Source organism: Wenyingzhuangia sp. IMCC45574 (assembly GCF_054182685.1).
Genome location: NZ_CM135169.1, coordinates 2,004,336 through 2,020,516, shown reverse-complemented (window position 1 = coordinate 2,020,516; position 16,181 = coordinate 2,004,336). Strand labels below are relative to the sequence as shown.

Annotated in this window: 15 protein-coding genes and 4 tRNA genes; 18 read left to right on the top strand and 1 reads right to left on the bottom strand. The window is 34.6% G+C overall.

The genetic code is table 11. From position 1 onward, the window contains the following. Window positions 1-10 precede the first annotated feature (10 nt). Window positions 11-943: a hypothetical protein gene (locus ACXHHC_RS08655; protein WP_458225968.1), complete on the bottom strand. Its 933-nt coding sequence runs from the start codon at window positions 941-943 to the stop codon at window positions 11-13. A 111-nt stretch (window positions 944-1,054) separates the two neighbouring features. On the opposite strand from ACXHHC_RS08655, the gene proS reads away from it, so the two are divergent. The 18 genes from proS to ACXHHC_RS08565 all read left to right on the top strand — a co-directional run bounded on the left by proS (window position 1,055) and on the right by ACXHHC_RS08565 (window position 16,175). After that, window positions 1,055-2,533, top strand: a complete 1,479-nt coding sequence (proS, locus tag ACXHHC_RS08650) for a proline--tRNA ligase (RefSeq protein ID WP_458225967.1) — start codon at window positions 1,055-1,057, stop codon at window positions 2,531-2,533. 110 nt (window positions 2,534-2,643) lie between these two features. Beyond that, a tRNA-Glu gene (locus ACXHHC_RS08645) sits at window positions 2,644-2,715 on the top strand. 35 nt (window positions 2,716-2,750) lie between these two features. Further along, complete coding sequence (gene rpsT / locus ACXHHC_RS08640; protein ID WP_458225966.1) at window positions 2,751-3,002, top strand: 30S ribosomal protein S20; 252 nt, start codon at window positions 2,751-2,753, stop codon at window positions 3,000-3,002. A gap of 15 nt (window positions 3,003-3,017) precedes the next feature. Then, window positions 3,018-3,089: transfer RNA gene (locus tag ACXHHC_RS08635), tRNA-Glu, on the top strand. A gap of 42 nt (window positions 3,090-3,131) precedes the next feature. Beyond that, window positions 3,132-4,187, top strand: a complete 1,056-nt coding sequence (locus ACXHHC_RS08630) for an anhydro-N-acetylmuramic acid kinase (RefSeq protein ID WP_458225965.1) — start codon at window positions 3,132-3,134, stop codon at window positions 4,185-4,187. 147 nt (window positions 4,188-4,334) lie between these two features. Next, a complete protein-coding gene (gene nhaB / locus ACXHHC_RS08625) occupies window positions 4,335-5,798 on the top strand; it encodes a sodium/proton antiporter NhaB (RefSeq protein ID WP_458225964.1) in 1,464 nt (487 codons plus the stop codon). 113 nt (window positions 5,799-5,911) lie between these two features. Continuing rightward, on the top strand, window positions 5,912-6,592 hold the full coding sequence (locus tag ACXHHC_RS08620) for a MotA/TolQ/ExbB proton channel family protein (RefSeq protein WP_458225963.1): 681 nt from the start codon (window positions 5,912-5,914) through the stop codon (window positions 6,590-6,592). Between the two features lie 4 nt (window positions 6,593-6,596). Then, window positions 6,597-6,986, top strand: coding sequence for an ExbD/TolR family protein (locus tag ACXHHC_RS08615; RefSeq protein ID WP_458225962.1), 390 nt, complete (start codon window positions 6,597-6,599; stop codon window positions 6,984-6,986). Between the two features lie 2 nt (window positions 6,987-6,988). Then, entirely contained in the window at window positions 6,989-7,834 is an 846-nt protein-coding gene (locus tag ACXHHC_RS08610) for an energy transducer TonB (protein WP_458225961.1), read from the top strand. 3 nt (window positions 7,835-7,837) lie between these two features. Further along, window positions 7,838-9,058: a bifunctional folylpolyglutamate synthase/dihydrofolate synthase gene (locus ACXHHC_RS08605; protein WP_458225960.1), complete on the top strand. Its 1,221-nt coding sequence runs from the start codon at window positions 7,838-7,840 to the stop codon at window positions 9,056-9,058. Between the two features lie 67 nt (window positions 9,059-9,125). Beyond that, window positions 9,126-10,151, top strand: coding sequence for an NAD-dependent epimerase (locus ACXHHC_RS08600; RefSeq protein WP_458225959.1), 1,026 nt, complete (start codon window positions 9,126-9,128; stop codon window positions 10,149-10,151). Between the two features lie 10 nt (window positions 10,152-10,161). Beyond that, a complete protein-coding gene (locus ACXHHC_RS08595) occupies window positions 10,162-11,190 on the top strand; it encodes a mannose-1-phosphate guanylyltransferase (protein WP_458225958.1) in 1,029 nt (342 codons plus the stop codon). A 58-nt stretch (window positions 11,191-11,248) separates the two neighbouring features. Further along, window positions 11,249-11,323 (top strand) — tRNA-Val (locus tag ACXHHC_RS08590). A gap of 26 nt (window positions 11,324-11,349) precedes the next feature. After that, window positions 11,350-11,424 (top strand) — tRNA-Val (locus ACXHHC_RS08585). Between the two features lie 121 nt (window positions 11,425-11,545). Then, window positions 11,546-12,514, top strand: coding sequence for a Gfo/Idh/MocA family oxidoreductase (locus ACXHHC_RS08580; RefSeq protein WP_458229241.1), 969 nt, complete (start codon window positions 11,546-11,548; stop codon window positions 12,512-12,514). A 67-nt stretch (window positions 12,515-12,581) separates the two neighbouring features. Next, complete coding sequence (locus ACXHHC_RS08575; protein ID WP_458225957.1) at window positions 12,582-13,859, top strand: nucleotide sugar dehydrogenase; 1,278 nt, start codon at window positions 12,582-12,584, stop codon at window positions 13,857-13,859. 6 nt (window positions 13,860-13,865) lie between these two features. Then, window positions 13,866-15,191, top strand: a complete 1,326-nt coding sequence (locus ACXHHC_RS08570) for a UDP-glucose dehydrogenase family protein (protein ID WP_458225956.1) — start codon at window positions 13,866-13,868, stop codon at window positions 15,189-15,191. Between the two features lie 12 nt (window positions 15,192-15,203). Further along, window positions 15,204-16,175, top strand: a complete 972-nt coding sequence (locus ACXHHC_RS08565) for a type I phosphomannose isomerase catalytic subunit (RefSeq protein ID WP_458225955.1) — start codon at window positions 15,204-15,206, stop codon at window positions 16,173-16,175. Window positions 16,176-16,181 lie beyond the last annotated feature (6 nt).

Here is a 16,181-nt window from a genome sequence, read left to right as displayed (position 1 = left end):
TATGTTTTAATTATCTCCTTCTGTAGCTATTTGAATTAGATCTTTTTGAGCTGGATCTGCTGTTGCTTGAAGAGGAGCTTGAATTGTTATATCTTTTAGAAGAGCTAGAGCTACTGCTGCTGCTGCTGCTAGGTTGATAACTTCTAGAGCTTCTGCTATTAGACGAATCGTAATTGCTAGTGTTGTTGCTTGAAGAGCTTCTTCTATAAGTACGATATTTTTGTGTTGTATTTGTTGTGTTGTTGTTATTGTGATAGTTTCTTGTATTGGAATTACTTAATCTGTAACTGTTTCTTTGACTACTTCTATAGCTATTGCTATTGTTTCTTTTGGAGTAAGTTTTAGGTAGAGAATAATAGTTTCTGTTTCCTCTGTTGTTTCTTACTACAGGTCTGTTGTTATAAGGGTAAGAGTTGTAAAATCCATTATTCCACCCCCAGTTGTTCCACCCCCAATTATTCCAGCCATTATTCCAGTTCCAGTAAGGGTCGTAAAAGTTATTGTAGCCCCATCCCCAGTTGTTCCATCCAAAGCCAACACTCCAACGAGCATTCCTATTCCATCTCCAATCATTATACCAGAAAGGATCGTTCCATCCACTTCTATAGTTGTCATTATATGTATTGGTGTAGATGTTTATTTCTTGGTGGTGTCTAGGGGCTATATTTCTTACGATTATAGTGTCTTCCTCTTGAATACCTCCATAAGTATATCTTCCAGGTATATATAAAGGAGTGGTGTCTATTTGTATAGAAGAGAAGTAGTCTTGATAATATTTTTTATTATATCTAGGTTGTTTTTTCTCTTTTCGTACTTCATCCTCATAAATACCATCTGTATACGTGTAATCCTGATAGAAAGCACACGAACCAAAACTTAAAGCTATAAGGATAATACTTATAATCTTAACAAAACTTTTAACGGAGATCTTAGTGGTATTCATAATACAGGTGATTTTATTGTTGAACAAAGCAAAAAATAGTAGTTTTGCCAACTGGATGTTGCATCCAAACTATAATAAGAATTTTACAATTTTTGTGCCAAAAAAATAAATATGGGGTCAAAATTAACAAGCAGAAGTACAGATTATTCAAAGTGGTATAACGAATTGGTGGTCATGGCCGACTTGGCTGAGACATCAGCGGTTAGAGGTTGTATGGTAATTAAGCCGTATGGTTATGCTATTTGGGAGAATATGCAAAAGGAGTTAGATAGAATGTTTAAAGAAACAGGGCATGAGAATGCTTATTTCCCTTTGTTTGTTCCTAAAAGTTTATTTGAGGCTGAAGAAAAGAATGCGGAAGGATTTGCTAAAGAATGCGCGGTTGTTACTCATTATAGGTTAAAAAATGATGAAGAGAATCCAGGGAAGTTAATTGTTGATCCTAATGCAAAGTTAGAAGAAGAATTAGTGGTTCGTCCTACAAGTGAAGCCATCATATGGAATACCTATAAAGGATGGATTCAGTCGTATAGAGATTTGCCTATCAAAGTAAACCAATGGGCAAATGTGGTACGTTGGGAAATGAGGACTCGTTTGTTTTTAAGAACAGCGGAGTTTTTATGGCAAGAAGGACATACTGCGCATGCTTCTAAAGAAGAGGCTGTAGAAGAAACGCAACAAATGCAAAGAGTATATGCTGATTTTGCAGAGAATTATATGGCAATGCCCGTTGTTAAGGGGGTTAAATCGGAGAGTGAAAGGTTTGCAGGAGCAGATGATACTTATACTATTGAAGCTTTAATGCAAGATGGTAAAGCTTTACAAGCTGGAACTTCTCATTTCTTAGGGCAGAATTTTGCCAAGGCATTTGATGTTAAGTATACTTCTAGAGAAGGAAAGCAAGAACATGTTTGGTCAACTTCTTGGGGAGTGTCTACTCGTTTAATAGGTGGGTTAATTATGACTCATTCTGATGATAATGGTTTGGTTTTGCCTCCAAAATTAGCACCTATACAGGTTGCAATTGTACCTATATATAGAAAAGAGGAGCAGTTAGAGGCTATTAGAGAAAAAGTAAATGAGATTTCGTCTAAGTTAAGAGCTAAAGGAATTTCCGTTAAGTTTGATGATAGGGATACGCATAAGCCAGGTTGGAAGTTTGCAGAATACGAATTAAAAGGAGTGCCTGTAAGGATTGCTATGGGAGCAAGAGATTTAGAGAATGGAACTCTTGAGATTGCACGAAGAGATACTTTAGAGAAGCAAAGTTATCAGCAAGAAGAAGCTGTAGAGGTTATTGAAAGATTATTAGAAGAAATTCAAGAAAATCTTTTAAAGAAAGCTACAGAGTATAGAGATGAGCATATTACGTATGTAGACTCTTTTGATGAGTTTAAAGACGTAATAGAAAACAAAGGAGGGTTTGTAGCTGCCCATTGGGATGGAACTGAAGAAACTGAGGACAGAATAAAAGAATTGACGAAGGCGACAATTCGTTGTATACCTCTAGAGTTTAAAGAGGAAGAAGGTGTGTGTGTATATACCGGAAAGCCCTCTAGTAAGCGTGTTTTATTTGCAAAAGCATACTAGAAAAAAAAACTTGAAAATTTTTAGCGAAAAAAGTTTGTAGTATTGTAAAACGTGTGTATATTTGCAACCGCTAAAGCGAAAAGCTTAAGAGTTTTTCAAGTAGTAATAATGGTCCGTTCGTCTAGGGGTTAGGACGCCAGGTTTTCATCCTGGTAACAGGGGTTCGATTCCCCTACGGACTACGAAATTTTTTATAGAAAGATTAAAGAGATTTAAAATGGCAAATCACAAGTCAGCTTTAAAGAGAATTAGAAGCAATAAAGCAAAGCAGTTAAGAAATAAATATCAACACAAAACTACCAGAAATGCAGTAAGAGACTTACGTGCTACTACTGATAAAGCATCTGGTGAGGCATTGTTGCCGAAGGTTGTTGCAATGTTGCAAAAGTTAGCAAAGAACAATGTTATTCATAAGAATAAAGCAGCTAACTTACAATCTAAGTTAACAAAGCACGTAGCTTCTTTGTAAGAAGAAAGATATAATGGTCCGTTCGTCTAGGGGTTAGGACGCCAGGTTTTCATCCTGGTAACAGGGGTTCGATTCCCCTACGGACTACAAAGCCTTACTGTACATCAGTAAGGCTTTTTTGGCTTTACTATGGTGGAAGAGAAAATACATGCAATCGGTTTAATGTCTGGAACTTCTTTAGATGGAGTTGACTTGGTGTATGTGTGTTTTTCTGAAGAAAATCAATTTGAAATTTTAGCTACAGATACTATAGGGTATACAAAGGTTTGGTTTGAGAGATTGAGGAGTATTTCGGAGATTGACAAAGAGAGTTCTCTTTTAAAGGTTCTAGATGTAGAATTAGGAAGATACTATGGAGAGTTGATTTCTGGTTTTATCAATTCGAATCATATTAAAAAAATAGACTTTGTAGCTTCTCATGGACATACTGTCCATCATCAACCTGAAATAGGCTATACTTTACAAATAGGTTGTGGTAAAGAGATTTATAAGAGAACAGGGGTTAAGGTTGTTTATGACTTCAGGACTCAAGATGTTTTGTTGGGTGGGCAAGGTGCTCCGCTAGTTCCAATTGGAGACGAGTTGTTGTTTTCTAAGTATGACTATTGTTTGAATTTAGGAGGTTTTTCTAATGTTTCCTTTGATGACAATGGTGTTAGAAGAGCTTTTGATATTTGTCCTGTGAATACAATTTTGAATTATTATGCAAATCGATTGGGTTTTGAGTATGATGCTGAAGGGGCTTTAGCTAAGAAGGGCGTGGTGGATGAAAAATTATTAAAAGAGTTAAATTCGTTAGTGTTTTATGTTTTAGACAAGCCTAAGTCTTTAGGGGTTGAGTTTTTGAATTCTTCTATTTTTCCTTTAATGAATAATTATAAAATAAAAGAAGAAGATTTATTAAGAACTTTTGTAGAACATATTGCAATACAAATAAGTACAAAGTTAACCAATGGTACTGTGTTGGTGACTGGAGGGGGTGTGTATAATACTTTTTTATTGGATCGCATTAGAACGTTGTCTAAAAACTTAAGCTTAATAATACCTAGTAATGAAATTATAGATTATAAAGAAGCGTTGGTTTTTGCTTTATTAGGAAAGTTAAAGTTGGAAAACTCGGTTAATTGTTTGTCGAGTGTTACTGGGGCTTTAAAGAATCATTCTTCAGGAAAGATAGTTTTTTAATCGATATTCTTGAGGATATCGTTTTGTATGTGTCAATTTCTTAACAAATTTCAATTAATTTGTTTGATTCGTCAAAATTAACATAGGGTAGTGTGATATAGTGTGCTAATGTCTTATTTTAGCCCTCAAATTCTAAAAATTAACAAAATGAAGTATTTTTTAGGGGATAGTCCTAAGTGGTTTAAGTATACAATGATCTTTTTCCTTTTGGTGAATATTCCTATCTCAATTTTTGCACCACACGTTGGGGCTTGGTTGTTTATTGGTGAGTTTATTTTTACGTTAGCAATGGCGTTAAAGTGTTATCCTCTACAATCTGGAGGGCTTTTAGCGATAGAGATTATAGCGTTAGGGTTAACTTCTCCACATCACGCTTATGAAGAAGTAGATCATAATTTAGAGGTGATTTTATTATTGGTGTTTATGGTGGCTGCTATCTATTTTATGAAGCCATTATTGATGTATATTTTTAGTAAGATTTTTACAAAAGTAAAGTCTAAAGTTGTATTGTCGTTGTTGTTTGTGTTTTTGTCAGCTATATTATCGGCTTTCTTAGATGCATTAACAGTAACAGCTGTATTAATTAGTGTTGCTGTAGGTTTTTATGGAATTTATAAGAAAATTCATTCAGGAGAGGCAGATTACAATGGAGATGGAGTTTTAGATAAAGAGCAATTGAACGAAGGGACTTTAGAGGAATTTAAGAGTTTCTTAAGAAGTTTAATTATGCACGGTGTTGTGGGTACTGCTTTAGGTGGTGTATGTACATTGGTAGGTGAGCCACAAAACTTGTTGATTGGAGAAAGAATGGGATGGCACTTTGTTGAGTTCTTCTTAGCAATGGCTCCAATTACCATTCCTGTATTGGTGTGTGGATTGTTAACAACTGTGGTTTTAGAGTTGACTGGAGCTTTTGGTTTTGGTGCAAAATTACCTTCAGTAGTTGATAAAATATTACAAGGGTATGCTTTAGAAGAAGATAAGAATAGAACTGACAAAGAGAAATTTGCTTTAAAAGTTCAGGCAGTTTCGGCAATTTTCTTAATTGTTGGATTGGCATTGCATTTAGCTCCTGTAGGGTTTATTGGTTTAGCGTTGATTATTTTACAAACTGCGTTTATGGGAATTACCGAAGAGCACGATTTAGGTCATGCTTTTGAGGAGGCTTTACCGTTTACAGGTTTATTGGTGGTGTTCTTCGTAGTGGTTGCAATGATTCATGATCAACATTTATTTAAGCCAATTATTGATTGGGCATTACATCAATCTCCAGAGTCTCAACCAGGTTTATTCTATATTGCAAACGGAGTCTTGTCTGCTATTAGTGATAATGTGTTTGTTGCTACTGTATATATTGGGGAAGTACAACAAGCTTTTGAGGCTGGTACTATAGATAGAGAGCATTTTGAGAAATTAGCAGTGGCTATTAATACAGGAACAAACTTACCAAGTGTTGCAACACCTAATGGTCAGGCAGCTTTCTTATTCTTGTTAACATCTGCTTTAGCTCCATTAATTAACTTGTCTTATGGTAAAATGGTGAAAATGGCATTGCCTTATACAGTTGTATTAGGAGGTGTAGGTTACATTATGGTTAAAATTATGTTGTAGACATATTTTTTAGATAAATAAAAAAAGGAACCTTAATAAAAGGTTCCTTTTTTTTGTTTTTATAGATGCAATAATAAATTGTATTTTCGTTTAGTAAATAAACTTTTTCAATTATGAATGAAAATCAACTGGATGCTTTGCCAGCAGATGTAAGTCAAGAAAAAACACTCTCTATAATTCAGTTAATATTAGATGGAGGTGTAGGAGGTCAGATTATAATGGCGATTCTTTTTGTTTTACTAATTATTGCTGTTTATATCTATGTAGAGCGATTCCTAGCGATTAAATCAGCAGGGAAAATTGATAAGGATTTCATGAATCAGATTAAGGAGCAGGTTAGTATAGGTAACATTGATGGTGCTAAATCCTTAAGTGCAAAATACGATACTCCAGTAGCTAATTTAATTGGAAAAGGAGTGTCTAGAATAGGGAAACCATTAGAGGATATCAATACCGCGATTGAGAATGCAGGGAAGTTAGAAATCTACAAATTGGAGAAAAATGTGAGTATACTGGCAACTATTTCGGGTGCTGCTCCAATGATTGGTTTTTTAGGAACTGTATTGGGGATGATTGTGTCTATTCATGAAATTGCAAATTCGGGAGGGCAGATAGATATTAAAATGTTGTCGGATGGTTTATACACAGCAATGACTACAACTGTAGGGGGACTTATCGTTGGGATTATTTCGTATATAACGTATAATGATATAGTGGTAAAGACAGATAAAGTAATTTATCAGATGGAGGCTAAAAGTTTTGAGTTTTTAGATTTGTTAGACGAACCAATATAGTGTTATGATAAAAGGAAGGAATAAAGTAAGTGCAGATTTTAATATGTCGTCTATGACTGATATTGTATTTCTGTTGTTGATTTTCTTTATGTTGGCATCGACTTTAGTTACGGTCAATGCAATAGATGTTCTTTTGCCTAAAGCAGGGGGGAAGACGGAGAATAAAGGAGTTATTTCTGTTTCCATAACGAATGATGGTGTTTATTATGTAGATGCTGATAAAGTTGCTTTTAATCAATTGGAAAATGTGCTGTTAAAAAAGTTTTCTAATGATAAGGATGGAACTTTAGTGATAAGGGGAGATCAAGAATCCGCTTACAAGAATATTATGCAAGTGATAGATATTGCAAATCGCAATAAAATTAAAATGATTTTAGCAGTAAAAGGGAATTAAGTATGTTTAAAACAGTGCACGAAAGAAAGTCTGTTGTAGTAACCGTTTTGTTTACTGCGGTTGTATTGTTTTTGCTGTTTTTCTCAGGGCTAAGATATGTGGATCCTCCAGAAGAATATGGGGTTGCTATAAATTTTGGTACTTCAGATGTTGGTGCTGGTGAGCCTAAACTAAATGAAAGTGTGAAGTCTGCTCCAAAAGAAACGACTAAAGAAGTTGAGCAACCAAAAGAGGTAGTAAAAACTCCTCAGCCACCAGTTCAAGAAAAAGTATTGACTCAAAGTACAGAGGAAGCTCCGGTAGTTCAGGAGAAGAAAACTCCTGAGGTTAAAAAGGTGATGGATCCTGTAAAGAAAAAAGAGAAACCACAACCAAAACCTAAAGAGGCTCCAAAGCCTGAAAAACCAAAACCAACAAAACAAACTCAGAGCGTTTTAGATAATTTATTTGGAAATCCTTCTAGTGGAGAAACTACCAACGGAGAAGGAGATGATGATAAGCAAGGGTTAAAAGGAAGTGAAAAAGGAGACCCTAACAGCAATAAGTATTATGGGAACGATGGTTTGGGTGGAGATGGTAATTATTTATTAAAAGGTAGAAGAGCATTAACAAAGCCCAAAGAGAAACCAAATTGTAATGAAGAAGGGACTGTTGTTGTCCGTATAGAGGTAGATAAGAATGGTAAAGTTATAAGAGCAGTTCCTGGAGTAAAAGGAACTACTAATAATAATCCATGTCTTTTAGAACCTGCTAAAAAAGCTGCTTTAGCTACTAAATGGAATCCAGATGGAGATGCTCCAAATAGACAGGTTGGGTTGATTCGTTACAAATTTGTACTTTTAGAATAATTTATGAATTATCAAGAAACTTTAGATTGGTTGTTTCATCAACTGCCCATGTATCAAAAGCAAGGTGCCAGTGCTTATAAAAAAGATTTGTCTAATACTTGGTTGTTAATGGAGTATTTAGGAAATCCACATGAATCCATAAAAGCAATTCATGTTGCTGGGACTAATGGAAAAGGTTCTACTAGTCATATGTTGGCCTCTGTCTTGCAAGAAGAAGGTTATAGAGTGGGATTGTATACTTCTCCGCATTTAGTAGATTTTAGAGAGCGAATAAAAGTTAACGGACAAGAAATATCACAAGAATACATTGTTGACTTTGTAAAAAAACATAAAACATTTTTTGAGGAAAATTCATTGTCTTTTTTTGAGATGACGGTTGGTCTTTCTTTTGAATATTTTAAAGATGTTAAGGTAGATTATGTGGTTTTGGAGACTGGGCTTGGAGGACGGCTAGATTCTACCAATGTTGTGGATCCGTTGGTTTCCGTAATTACAAATATAGGTTTAGATCATACGCAGTTTTTAGGAAATACATTGCCTAAGATTGCTGCTGAAAAAGCGGGGATTATAAAACAGAACAGGCCTGTTGTTATTGGAGAGTATCAGAAAGATACGTTTTCTGTTTTTGAAACAGTTGCTAAAGATAAAAGGGCTCCTTTGTTTAAAGCTTTTGAGTTAGAAGGTGTGTTTGTAGAGTCTGATTTAAAAGGTGTTTATCAGGAGAAAAACAAAAGAACAGCTCTAAAAGTCATTGAAGTTTTAAATAGTTTAGGGGTGAGTATTTCAGAGAGTTCTGTTAAAAAAGGTTTGAATTCTGTAGTTGCAAACACAGGATTGCTAGGAAGATATCAAATTGTACAAGAGAGTCCTAAGATTATTTGCGATACAGGTCACAATAAAGAAGGGTTGTCTCTTGTGTTGTCTCAGTTAGAAAAAGAAAAATACAAAAAGTTACATATTGTTTTTGGAGTAGTTGATGATAAAGATTTGTCTTCTGTTTTGCCTTTGTTGCCTAAAAAAGCATGTTATTATTTTGTAAAGCCTTCAATAGGTAGAGGGCTTTCCTCTGTCTTGTTGATGAATAGTGCGATAGAATTAGGCTTGGAAGGTGTTAGTTATGAATCGGTTAAAGAAGGAGTGACTGCGGCAAAACAGGTTTTGAATGATTCTGATTTGTTGTTTGTAGGGGGGAGTACTTTTGTTGTTGCAGATTATTTAACATAACTTAAAATACAAAAAAAGAAAACCTATAATTAAAATAATATATTTGTCGCTTAAAATATGTTAATTAATGAAGGTTTTAGTTACAGGAGCTGCTGGTTTTATAGGATATCATTTGTCTGAATTGCTATTGAGTAGGGGGCATGAAGTTGTGGGTATTGATAATATTAACGATTATTACGATGTAAATTTAAAATTTGCGCGTTTAGCCCGGTTAGGTATAGAGAGGGAAGCTGCTGAAAGATTCGGTAATGAAACAGTTTCTTTGTTAAAAAACTTTAAATTTTTAAGAGTAAACCTAGAAGATAGAGAGTCTGTAGATTCCTTGTTTCTAAAAGAGAAGTTTCAGGTAGTTTGTAATTTAGCAGCACAAGCAGGTGTTCGTTATAGTATAGAGAATCCAAGAGCTTATGTTGATAGCAATATTGTAGGGTATGTTAATTTACTAGAAGCTTGTAGGAATACTGAAGTTAAGCATTTAGTGTACGCAAGTAGTTCTAGTGTGTATGGGTTGAATTCTAAAATTCCTTTTTCTACCAAAGATACAGTTGATACACCAATTAGTTTGTATGCTGCATCTAAAAAAAGTAATGAGTTAATGGCTCATACATATTCTCATTTGTTTGGTTTTGCTACCACAGGTTTACGTTTCTTTACGGTGTATGGTCCATGGGGAAGACCCGATATGGCTGCTTATTTATTTGCAGAAGGAATTAGAAAAAACAATCCTATTAAGGTTTTTAATCATGGTGAAATGGAACGTGATTTTACGTATGTAGGAGATATAGTTGAGGGTGTTATGAGGATTATTGAGGGAGAAGTAGATTCTAGGGAAGAAAATGGTTCTCTTTATAAAGTGTATAATATTGGAAACAATAATTCTGTTAAACTAAGCGATTACATTTCTAATATAGAAAAGAATTTGGGGGCTAAGGCAGAAAAGATAATGATGGATATGCAGCCAGGTGATGTTGCAAAAACATGGGCGGATGTTTCTGATTTGATCAAAGACTATGGTTATAGTCCCGATACATCTGTAGAAGAAGGTGTGAAAAAGTTTATTGACTGGTATAAAGAATATAATAATTTAAAATAAATCGATATTTATGGGAAAGATTGTAAATGTAGTTTTAAGTGGTGGAGTAGGTTCAAGACTGTGGCCTATTTCTAGAAAAACAGCACCAAAGCAATTCTTGAAAATCTTTGAAGAGAAATCTAAGTCTTTATTTCAGTATACTGTATTGAGAAACGAAAAATTAGTTGATGACTTTATGTTGGTAACAAATGAGTCTCAATTGGCAATGGCAGAGTCTCAAGCAAAAGATTTAGGTTTAGCAATAGAAAAGAAAGTAGTTGAGCCTGTTGGTAGAAATACTGCTCCGGCAATTGCATTGGCAGCATTAACTTTGGATCCTGATGATATTATGTTTATTACCCCTTCTGATCATATGATTGGAGATGTGAATGAATATAAGTTAGCGGTTACTAATACTGTTAGGTTGGCTAAAGAAGGGAATATTGTAACGTTTGGTATACAGCCATTAAAGCCTGAGACAGGTTATGGTTATATTGAGTATGATGGTGAAGATGTAAAGGCGTTTAGAGAGAAGCCAAACAAGGATACTGCCATTACGTATATACGTTCTGGGAACTTCTGTTGGAATAGTGGTATGTTTTGTTTTAAAGCTTCTGTATTTTTAGAGGAATTGAAAAAGTATCAGCCAGAAATGTACGAAGCTTCTGTTGTGGCATATGAAAACTCTAAGGATGGATATATTGCTAAGGAGGATATGGAAAAGATTCCTGAGGATAGTATAGATTTTGCTGTTTTAGAAAAGTCTAAAATAATTAAAATGGTTAAATCGCACTTTATCTGGTCAGACTTAGGGTCGTTTGATTCTTTAATAGAATATGCTAAAGATTTTGGTGATGATAGCTTGTTTGACATGATTAAAGGAGAGAATGTTGTTAACTCTTATGCTTATTGTTCAAAACCTGTATTTGCTACCAGAGGAATTGATCACGTTGTGTTAGTTGAGTCTGATGATTGTATTTTGTTGATATCCAAGGATAAAAGTGAAGAGGTGAAGCAGATTAGAGGTTACGCAGGAGATATAGATAAAAAATTATTGTAAATTTTTTAAATAAAAAGGGTGTTTAATTAAAGATAAGTCTTATATTTGCACCCGCTAAGGGCGATTAGCTCAGTTGGTTCAGAGCACCTCGTTTACACCGAGGGGGTCGGGGGTTCGAATCCCTCATCGCCCACAATATTCTTAGTAAAAAAAGCCTTAGGGCGATTAGCTCAGTTGGTTCAGAGCACCTCGTTTACACCGAGGGGGTCGGGGGTTCGAATCCCTCATCGCCCACAAACTTAAACCTGTCGTAAGACAGGTTTTTTTATTTCTCATTACTCTTTTTTGTCAGTATGATTTTTCTATATTTGATCTCTAGATGGCTAATCTGCTATTGTAAGTGTATATGACGAAAGTGAAAAATTTTGCGTTAATCGGAGCAGCTGGTTATATAGCTCCAAGGCATCTTAAAGCTATAAAGGATACTGGCAATGATTTGCTAGCTGCATTGGATAAGAATGATAGTGTTGGGGTGATTGATTCTTATTTTCCGGAGGCTTCTTTTTTTGTTGAATTTGAACGATTTGATAGGTATCTAGAGAAAATAAAAAGAGAAAATGATGTAGTGTTAGATTACGTGAGTATATGTTCTCCTAATTATTTGCACGATGCTCATATAAGAATGGCATTGAGGTCTGGGGCGAGTGCAATATGTGAAAAACCTTTGGTATTGAATCCTTGGAATATTGATGCGCTTAAGGCAATAGAGGAGGAGACCGGTAAGAGGATATATACAATTCTTCAGTTACGTCATCATCAAGCTATATTAGATTTAAAGAAGATGGTGGATTCATCTCCTAAAGATAAGGTCTTTGATGTGGATTTGACTTATTTAACATCTAGAGGTAAATGGTATTATGCTTCTTGGAAGGGCGATGTTTCTAAGTCTGGAGGGATTGCATCTAATATTGGTGTGCATTTTTTTGATATGTTATCATGGGTTTTTGGTGAGTTAAAAGAGAATTTAGTTTTCGAACATACTCATGATAGGGCTTGTGGTTATTTTGTTTTTGAAAAAGCGAAGGTTAAATGGTTTCTTTCAATTAACTATGACTTAATTCCTGAGCGTATTAAAGAAAAAGGGCAGCGAACGTATCGTTCTATTAAGGTGGATGGTATGGAAGTTGAATTTAGTAAAGGTTTTACAGAGTTGCATACAGAGAGTTATAAAGAGATTTTAAATGGAGGTGGTTTTGGATTGGAAGATGCTAGAAATTCAATAAATATAGTCCATGCTATTAGGAATATGAGTTTTTCTGAACCTAATATAAGCAAGACTCATCAGTTGTTTTATGAGCCTAAAAGCAAACATCCATTTACGTAAATACAAAATAAATTTAACATACGTTTATTTGTTTTAATATATATTTGTAGTTCGTTAAAAAGTGAATATGAGAATTGGTGTAATTGGTTTGGGATATGTTGGCTTGCCATTGGCAAGGTTGTTTGCTACGAAATATAAAACCGTTGGTTTTGATATAGATGAGAAGAGGATTTCAGAATTGTCAAGAGGTATAGATACGACTAAGGAACTTGAAAAGAGTGTGTTGCAGTCTGTTTTGACAAAAGATTTGGAAGGGCTAGAGTCGGGATTGTTGTGTACGAGTAGTATAGAAGAGTTGGGGAGGTGTGATTTTTATATTATCACTGTACCTACTCCTGTTGATAAAAATAATAGGCCTGTATTAACGCCTTTGATAAAAGCGAGTGAAACTGTTGGAGCAGTTTTGTCTAAAGGAGATGTTGTAGTTTATGAGTCTACGGTATATCCTGGTGCAACGGAAGAAGATTGTATACCTGTATTGGAAAAGATATCAGGGTTAAAATTTAATGTCGATTTTTTCGCTGGGTATTCTCCAGAAAGGATAAATCCAGGAGATAAATTGCATACAGTTGATAAAATTTTGAAAGTTACTTCGGGTTCTACTCTGGAAATAGGAGAAAAGATAAACGAGGTTTACGGATCTGTAATAACAGCTGGAACTTATTTAGCTCCAAATATAAAAGTAGCAGAAGCTGCAAAGGTCATTGAGAATTCACAAAGAGATATTAACATAGCATTTGTAAATGAGTTAGCTAAAATTTTCAATTTGATGGGGATTGATACTGATGAAGTGTTGAAGGCTGCTGGAACTAAATGGAATTTTTTACCATTCAAACCAGGGTTAGTAGGAGGTCATTGTATTGGTGTAGATCCATACTATTTAGCTCAAAAAGCTCAGGAATTTGGATATCATCCCGAAATTATTCTAGCAGGACGAAGAATGAACGATAGCATGGGGCAATATGTTGCTTCTCAGGTTGCTAAGTTAATGATACAAAAAGGAGGGATTGTTAAAGGAGCAAAGGCTTTAGTTTTGGGGATTACATTTAAGGAGAACTGTCCAGATGTAAGAAATACAAAAGTAGTTGATGTTGTTTGGGAGTTACAAGATTATGGTATAGAGGTAGATGTTTTTGACCCCGAGGTAGATGCTAAGGTAGTTAAACAAGAATATAATATAGAAATTCTAAAGGAATTAGGTGTGCAGAAATACAATGCTGTAATTTTTGCGGTAGCACACAAAGAGTTTTTAGGTTTGGAGATTGAGCGTTTGTTGAAAGATGATGGAGTTGTATATGATGTGAAAAGTGTTTTAGATAAAGAAAGAGTAAACGGAAAATTATAAAAGACAATGAATATTACAGTAGTAGGAACAGGATACGTTGGATTAGTTACTGGAACTTGTTTTTCTGAAATGGGAAACAAGGTAACTTGTATTGATATTGACCAAAAAAAGGTTGATGCATTAAAAAACGGAATTATTCCGATTTATGAACCAGGTTTAGAGCCATTAGTCAAAAAAAATGTAGAACTAGGGAATTTACTTTTTAGTACTGATATCAAAGATGGTTTAGATAATTCTGAGGTGGCTTTTATTGCTGTTGGAACGCCAATGGGTGATGATGGTTCTGCAGATTTACAGTATGTGTTGGCTGTTGCTAGACAAATAGGACAGGTAATGACTAAGAAGTTAGTTGTTATTGATAAGTCTACAGTTCCTATTGGTACAGCTGATAAAGTGAAAGCTGCAATTCAAGAGGAGTTAGATAAAAGAGAAGAGTCTATTGAGTTTCATGTAGTGTCTAATCCTGAGTTTTTAAAAGAAGGTGCAGCTGTTAATGATTTTATGAAACCGGATAGAGTTGTTGTTGGTGCAGAAACTGAAGCTGCCTTTAAAGTAATGCGTAAATTATATGGAACATTTACTCATAACCATGATCGTTTGATAGAGATGGATGTTCGCTCTGCTGAGATGACAAAATATGCAGCGAATACAATGTTAGCAACTAAGATTTCGTTTATGAATGAAATTGCTAATATTTGTGAAAAAGTTGGAGCTGATGCTAATAAAGTAAGAATTGGTATTGGGTCAGATAACAGAATAGGATATAGTTTTATTTATCCAGGTGCTGGTTATGGAGGGTCGTGTTTTCCTAAAGATGTTAAAGCATTAAAGAAAATTGCTGAAGAAAATGGTTACGATGCAAGGTTGATCAGGTCTGTAGAAGATGTAAATGATGCTCAGAAATTCGTGATTGCAAATAAGATTATATCAAAATTTGGTGAAGATTTAACAGGCTTAACTTTTGGTTTGTGGGGATTGGCTTTTAAACCAGGAACAGATGATATGAGAGAGGCACCTGCGATTTACGTGATAAAAGAATTGGTGAAAAGAGGAGCTGTAGTAAAAGCATATGATCCAAAAGCAATGCATGAAGCACAGGAGTGTTACCTAAATGGAGTGGAAGGTCTTGAGTATGTAGAATCTAAATACAAAGCATTAGAAGGTGCAGATGCAATGATTTTACTAACAGAATGGAAAGAATTTAGATCGCCAGATTTTATGGAGATTAAAGAGTTGTTAAAGAACCCTATCATATACGATGGAAGAAATCAGTATGGTATTTATGAATTAGATAAAGAGGGGTTTGAATATTACCAAATAGGTAAAGCTTAAAAATTAATGGCGATGATTAATTATCCTATAAAATTTAATCCTATCCTTAAAGATAAAATATGGGGAGGAACAAAATTAAAAGACTCTTTTAACAAAGCATCTAAAAGTGAAACTACTGGAGAGAGCTGGGAGATTTCCGATGTACCTGGAGATGTTTCTACAGTTTCAAATGGTCTTCTTGCAGGAAAAACTTTAACAGATTTGATTGCGGAATACAAGGAGGATTTAGTGGGGGTTAAGATATATAGAGAATTTGGTGAAAATTTTCCATTGTTAATTAAGTTTATTGATGCGAAAGAAAATTTATCCATTCAGTTACATCCAAACGATGCACTCGCAAAAGAGAGACATAATTCTTTTGGGAAAACTGAGATGTGGTATGTAATGGATGCGGATGAGGACTCAAAATTGAATGTAGGTTTTTCTAAAAATTTAGATAAAAATTCCTATTTAGAAGCTTTAAATTCTGGGAAAATTTTAGAAGTTTTAAATTTTGAAGAAGTAAAAAAAGGAGATAGTTTTTTTATAAAAGAAGGGTTGGTCCACGCTATTGGAGCTGGTTGTATTATTGCCGAAATTCAGCAGACATCTGATATTACTTATAGAATATACGATTGGGATCGAGTGGATTCTGATGGGAATTCGAGAGAATTGCATACCGAATTGGCATTAGATGCATTAGATTATAAATTTAACAACGATTTTAAATGTTCCTACGAGACTCTTTCTAACGAGAGTTCTAATATTGCGTCATGTGAATATTTTACAACCAACTTTTTAAAAGTAGAAGGAGAAGTCGCAAAAAACTATTCGTTATTAGATTCTTTTGTGATTTTTATGTGTGTAGATGGAAGTGTGGAAATTACTATAGGAGAAAATAAAGAAGTTGTGAAAAAAGGGGGGACATTGTTAATTCCTGCGAAGGAGAAACTGGTAAGTTTAAAAGCAGAAACTGCTGAAGTTTTAGAAGTATATATTAAATAAAATCAA